Annotated in this window: 7 protein-coding genes; 1 reads left to right on the plus strand and 6 read right to left on the minus strand. The window is 61.9% G+C overall.

All coding sequences use genetic code 11. The features are described 5' to 3' along the window. A partial coding sequence (locus BLX41_RS17005) for an adenine phosphoribosyltransferase (RefSeq protein WP_123725828.1) occupies positions 1-542 on the minus strand: 542 nt, incomplete at its 3' end. Positions 543-623: 81 nt separating this feature from the next. Continuing rightward, positions 624-1,358: a Crp/Fnr family transcriptional regulator FnrA gene (gene fnrA, locus BLX41_RS17010; protein ID WP_011060230.1), complete on the minus strand. Its 735-nt coding sequence runs from the start codon at positions 1,356-1,358 to the stop codon at positions 624-626. A gap of 153 nt (positions 1,359-1,511) precedes the next feature. On the opposite strand from fnrA, the gene BLX41_RS17015 reads away from it, so the two are divergent. Continuing rightward, positions 1,512-1,991 carry a hypothetical protein gene (locus BLX41_RS17015; RefSeq protein ID WP_123725829.1) on the plus strand — a complete coding sequence of 160 codons (480 nt, stop codon included), beginning with the start codon at positions 1,512-1,514 and terminating at the stop codon, positions 1,989-1,991. Here BLX41_RS17015 and hemN read toward each other — a convergent pair. From hemN to BLX41_RS35580, 4 genes are all read right to left on the minus strand, one after another. Then, positions 1,988-3,370: an oxygen-independent coproporphyrinogen III oxidase gene (hemN, locus tag BLX41_RS17020; RefSeq protein WP_123725830.1), complete on the minus strand. Its 1,383-nt coding sequence runs from the start codon at positions 3,368-3,370 to the stop codon at positions 1,988-1,990. The genes BLX41_RS17015 and hemN overlap by 4 nt on opposite strands. Positions 3,371-3,518: 148 nt before the next feature. After that, positions 3,519-4,202 (minus strand): sulfite exporter TauE/SafE family protein, encoded by a 684-nt coding sequence (locus BLX41_RS17025; RefSeq protein WP_123725831.1) that lies wholly within the window; start codon positions 4,200-4,202, stop codon positions 3,519-3,521. Next, on the minus strand, positions 4,195-4,425 hold the full coding sequence (ccoS, locus tag BLX41_RS17030; protein ID WP_123725832.1) for a cbb3-type cytochrome oxidase assembly protein CcoS: 231 nt from the start codon (positions 4,423-4,425) through the stop codon (positions 4,195-4,197). Before ccoS ends, BLX41_RS17025 begins: the two co-directional genes overlap by 8 nt. A gap of 21 nt (positions 4,426-4,446) precedes the next feature. After that, a partial coding sequence (locus tag BLX41_RS35580) for a heavy metal translocating P-type ATPase (RefSeq protein ID WP_259744970.1) occupies positions 4,447-5,650 on the minus strand: 1,204 nt, incomplete at its 5' end.

The following is a 5,650-nucleotide window of genomic DNA, read 5'->3' on the forward strand; positions in this document are numbered from 1 at the left end:
TCGGTCAGCGAAAACTGCGTCAGGCAGAAGGTTGGGATGCCCATATCTTCGAGCTTCTGCGAGCCGCCCAGTTCCGGCAGGTCGATGATGGCGGCGGCCTCGTAGATCTTCGCCCCCATGCGCCGTACCAGATTGGCCGCCGCGATCAGGGTGCCGCCGGTGGCGATCAGGTCATCGAACATCAGCACCGAGTCGCCTTCACACAGACTGTCGGCGTGGACTTCGAGGAAGGCTTCGCCGTATTCGGTCTGATAGCCCTCGGCGAGTACGTCCGCCGGCAGTTTGCCCTGTTTGCGAAACAGGATCAGCGGTTTGTTCAGTTGGTAGGCGATGATCGAGCCGATCAGGAAGCCCCGGGTATCCATGGCACCGATGTGGCTGAAGTCTTCTTCGACATAACGCTGGGCGAAACTGTCGGCCACCAGGCGCAGGGCCCGGGGAGACTGGAACAGAGGGGTAATGTCGCGGAAGATCACGCCCGGTTTCGGGAAGTCGATGACGGGGCGGATCAGGGATTTGATATCGAAGGAATCGAAGGCCATCTTCAGGTGTCCTGGCGGGCAAATAGGCCGCGCCAGTATACCCGCGACCGAGCTGCTTGGCTCAGTCGCAAGTGCTGTGGTTCAGCCTTCTACCGAGCCGCCGGCCAGGGCGCAGAGCTGGATCGGATCGAGGATGTGCACTTCCTTGCCTTCGGCGGCAATCAGTTCGTTCTGCTGGAAACGGGTGAATACCCGGGACACGGTTTCCACTGCCAGGCCCAGGTAGTTGCCAATTTCGTTGCGCGACATGCTCAAGCGGAACTGGTTGGCCGAGAAGCCCCGTGCGCGGAAACGTGCGGAGAGGTTGACCAGGAAGGTGGCGATGCGCTCGTCTGCGGTCTTTTTCGACAGCAGCAGCATCATCTGCTGATCGTCACGGATTTCGCGGCTCATGACTCGCATCAACTGGCGGCGCAGTTGCGGCAGTTGCAGAGCCAGTTCGTCGAGGCGTTCGAAGGGTATTTCGCACACCGAGGTGGTTTCCAGGGCCTGTGCCGAAACCGGATGGCTTTCGGTATCCATGCCGGACAGCCCCACCAACTCGCTGGGGAGGTGGAAGCCGGTGATCTGTTCTTCGCCGCTGTCACTGAGGCTGAAGGTTTTCAGGGCACCTGAACGCACGGCATACACCGAGTCGAAACCGTCACCCTGACGGAACAGGAATTCGCCTTTTTTCAATGGGCGGCCACGTTTGACGATTTCGTCCAGCGCGTCCATGTCTTCCAAATTCAGGGAAAGTGGCAGGCACAGAGGGGCCAGGCTGCAATCCTTGCAATGGGCCTGGTTGTGAGCGCGCAGTTTAACTGGCTCGGACATTCTAGAATCCTTGTGGGAAAACACACATAAGCCGTAAGGGTAACTCACGGGAGGAGGTTCCGGCCAGTCCGTGCCGTATTGACTGTTAGTCGTAAAGCTATCCTTTTATGGGTCGATAACCTGTTAACGAAAGTAACTTGGAAGGCTGAAATTATGTCGTCCGTTGGCGGTATTACTAATGGCAGCAACAACTTGCAGCTACATTCCGAGACCTCGAAAGGCATTGATGACGATGAACTAAGGAGCTCTCCACTAGTTGCCGAGCCGGCAATCGCAGAGGGCGTCAAAGTGTCGCTGTCGGGTGCCGGACTGCAGAAATCCTCCAGTGCTGCGGGCGATGACCGTGACATCGAGGAAAGCGGTCTGCCGGAAAATATTCAAAATATCCTCAAGATGATCAGAAAATTGCAACAACAGATTGCTGAGAAGCTCGCTCAGCTTCAGGCCATCATGGCTGACAAGCGCCTGAGCCCGGAAGAGGCCAAAATCAGGATCGGCAGCGTGCAATCTGCTCTGGCGGCCCTCAACAGCGGTTTGCTGACCGCCAATGCCTCCCTGGCCAAGGCGATGAAAGATGCGGGCCTGAGCCCAGAACAGGTAATGAAGGCGGCCTCCCTGATCATGAGGTCCTAGATGACCCGGGAAAAACGCTGGCGATTCTGCTGGCCCAGGTACGCGTCGAAAACCATGCACACCGAGCGTACCAGCAGGCGCCCCGCCGGAAGTACGGTAATAGCCTCGGCGCTGAGTTGAATCAGACCATCGTCGGCCATCTCCTGCAGGTCCGGCCAGAGTTCGTTGAAGTAGCCGCGAAAGTCGATATTGAATGCCTTCTCTATATCTTCGAACTTAAGACTAAAGTTGCAGATCAGTTGTTGAATAACTTCACGGCGCAGACGGTCGTCGGCGTTGCATACCAGACCACGACTAGTGGCCAGTTGTGCGCCCGCCAAGGCATTTTGATAATGGCTCAGGTCACTGCTGTTCTGGCAGTAGAGATCCCCGATCTGGCTGATGGCCGATACTCCGAGCCCAATCAAGTCGCAATGACCGTGAGTGGTGTAGCCCTGGAAGTTGCGCTGCAGGGTCGACTCTTCCTGGGCGATCGCCAGCTCGTCGTCGGGCAGGGCGAAATGGTCCATGCCGATGTAGCGATAACCGGCGGCCGTCAATTGCTCGATGGTGCGTTGCAGCATCTCCAGTTTCTCTGCCGGAGCTGGCAGTTCATTGCCATTGATCCGTCGTTGCGGCATGAAGCGCTCGGGCAGATGGGCATAGTTGAAGACTGAGAGGCGATCCGGTTGCAGGCTGATCACTTCTTCCACGGTGCGGGCAAAGTGCTCTGGCGTCTGTTTGGGCAGGCCGTAGATCAGGTCGATGTTGATGGAGCGAAACTGCAGGGTGCGGGCCGCTTCGATCACGGCCCGGGTTTCCTCCAGGCTCTGCAGGCGATTGACCGCCCGTTGTACCGCCGGGTCCAGGTCCTGAAGGCCAATGCTGACCCGATTGAAGCCCAGCTCCCGGAGCAGGCCCATGGTGGACCAGTCGGCTTCCCGGGGGTCGATCTCGATGCCGTAGTCCCCGGAGTCATCGTCCAGCAGGTTGAAGTGCTTGCGCAGCAGTGCCATCAGTTGGCGCAGTTCGTCGTGATTGAGAAAGGTGGGGGTACCGCCGCCGAAGTGCAGCTGCTCGACCCGCTGGTTGGGCGCCAGGTGGCAGGCAATCAGTTGCATCTCCTGTTCCAGGCGTTGCAGATAGGGCAGGGCGCGGCTGCGATCCTTGGTGATGACTTTGTTGCAGGCGCAGTAGTAGCAGATGTTGGCGCAGAACGGGATGTGCACGTACAGCGACAAAGGGCGCTGGGCCTTGCGGCTGTCGCGCAGGGCGTGCAGCAGATCGAAGGCGCCGACCTGGCTGTTGAATTGCACCGCGGTCGGGTATGAGGTGTAGCGTGGTCCCGCCAGGTCATAGCGGCGGATCAGATCTGTGTCCCAACGAATGGCGTCGAGCATGCGGGAATTCCCCCGGATAGGCTGGCAGTGTTCGCGAGTCTAGGGGGTTAGGGCTGCGGCCATCTTGATTTGTATCAAGGGTGTTCGGGAGCCGCTGAGGTAGCGCCGACGGGGCGTACAAGCCCTGTAGCCGGGCACTTTCCAGGGATCAGTGGCCCATCAGCCAGTGCTGGTGAGGGCCGGGCAGGGTCCAGATGCCGAACAGCATGACCAACAGTCCTCCGGCCATGCGCACGCTGCGACGGCGCAGCAGCGCGGTGACCCGCTCCGCCGCAAGACCGGTGGCCAACAGCACAGGCCAGGTGCCGAGGCCGAACGCCAGCATTAGCAGAGCGCTATCTAAGGCGTTGCCCTGGCTCGCCGACCACAGCAGGGTGCTGTACACCAAGCCGCAAGGCAGCCAGCCCCAGAGCGCCCCCAGGAGCAGTGCGCGAGGCAGGCTGGAAACTGGCAGCAGGCGGTTGGCGACGGGCTGGATATGCCGCCACAGGCCTCGTCCAAGGCCTTCGATACGGGTCAGGCCGCTCCACCAGCCGGCCAGGTACAGGCCCATGGCGATCAACAACAAGCCGGCTAGTACCCGCATGAACAGTGCCACCGGACTGCTGGCCACGGCCCAGCCAGCCAGGCCCAGCAGCAGGCCGGCCAGGGCATAACTGAGGATGCGCCCCAGGTTGTAGGCCAGTAACAGACGGAAACGCCGGCTGCGTTGGTCCTGGGGAATGGCCAGGGTCAGAGCGCCCATCAGGCCGCCACACATGCCCAGGCAATGTCCTCCACCCAGCAAACCCAGGATCACCGCCGAAACCAGCAGGGGAGCCAGCTCAAGCATGGGGTGGTTCCGATTTCTTGACCGGTTCGGCGTCATTGCCGGTCTGGCCCTTGGCTTCGTCCACCGCCGCGGTGTGGCTAGGGTCCTGATCGTCGAACAGGATGCTGTGGGCCGGGCCGTCGAGGTCGTCGTACTGACCGCTGTCGACGGCCCAGAAGAAGATATAGATGGCGATGGCCACGATCAGCAGGGCGGCCGGAATCATCACATAAAGAGCTGGCATCTGGACTCCAGGCCCGGCGGCTCAGGCCGGCAACAGGCGGGTTTCGGGGGCGCCGGCGCTGTCGGCTGACCGCGGCATGCGGGTCAGGCGCAGGGCATTGAGCACCACGGTCAGGGAACTGATGGACATGCCGACTGCAGCCCAGACCGGAGTGATCCAGCCCAGGGCGGCGAACGGCAGCATCAGGCCATTGTACAGCCCGGCCCAAAGCAGGTTCTCGATGATTACCCGGCGGGTCCGACGGGCCAGGCTGAAGGCCTGCACCAGTGCGTCCAGACGGTTGGACAGGAGCACGGCATCGGCACTGGTCTTGGCCAGGTCGGTAGCCGAACCCATGGCCACGCTGATGTCGGCGGCGGCCAATACCGGTACATCGTTGACCCCGTCGCCGAGCATCAGCACTTTGCGGCCCTGTTGATGCAGCTGTTGCAGTACCTGCAGCTTGTCATCCGGGCGCAGGCCGCCACGGGCCTCGTCGATCTGCAGTTCGGCAGCGACGCTGGCCACCATCGGTGAGCTGTCCCCGGAAAGCAGCAAGGTATGCCAGCCGCGAGCCTTGCAGGCGGCCAGAAGGGCTGGGGCATCGCTGCGCAGCCGGTCATCGAGCACCAGCCAGGCGAGGGCGCCCTGGCTGTCACCCAACAACAGCCACTGGCCGGCTTCATCGGGCATCGAGGGCACCGGGCAGCCGCTGAGCTCGCAGACGAATGCCGGCTGGCCGATGCGCAAGCGCTGTATGCCCACCAGGCCTTCCAGGCCCAGCCCCGGGCTGCTGGTGACTTCTTCGGCCGCCACTGGGGCACGGCCAAAGGCCCGGGCGATAGGGTGCTCGGAGCGGTTCTCCAGGGCAGCCGCCAAGCTCAGGCAGTCATCGCTGGACAGGGCACCCAGGGGGCGAATGGCGCGCAGTGCCAGGCGTCCTTCGGTGAGGGTGCCGGTTTTGTCGAAAATCACCGTATCGATCTGGTTCAGGCCTTCGAGCACATGGCCGCGGGTCAATAGCAGGCCGAGCTTGTGCAAGGTGCCGGTGGCGGCGGTGAGCGCAGTGGGCGTTGCCAGCGACAGTGCGCAAGGGCAGGTCGCCACCAGCATCGCCAGGACGATCCAGAAGGCTCGCGAGGCGTCCAACTGCCACCACAGCAGGCCAATGGCCGCAGCGGCGATCAACGAGAACAGCAGGAACCACTGGGCCGCGCGGTCGGCGACCTCCGCGAGCCGAGGTTTC

Source organism: Pseudomonas protegens, from assembly GCF_003732485.1.
GTDB classification, from domain to species: Bacteria; Pseudomonadota; Gammaproteobacteria; order Pseudomonadales; family Pseudomonadaceae; genus Aquipseudomonas; species Aquipseudomonas protegens_B.

Coding starts and splice junctions, on each gene's coding strand:
- fnrA (WP_011060230.1), bottom strand. CDS start 1,358: ATGTCCGAGCCAGTTAAACTGCGCGCTCACAACCAGGCCCATTGCAAG.
- BLX41_RS17015 (WP_123725829.1), top strand. CDS start 1,512: ATGTCGTCCGTTGGCGGTATTACTAATGGCAGCAACAACTTGCAGCTA.
- hemN (WP_123725830.1), bottom strand. CDS start 3,370: ATGCTCGACGCCATTCGTTGGGACACAGATCTGATCCGCCGCTATGAC.
- BLX41_RS17025 (WP_123725831.1), bottom strand. CDS start 4,202: ATGCTTGAGCTGGCTCCCCTGCTGGTTTCGGCGGTGATCCTGGGTTTG.
- ccoS (WP_123725832.1), bottom strand. CDS start 4,425: ATGCCAGCTCTTTATGTGATGATTCCGGCCGCCCTGCTGATCGTGGCC.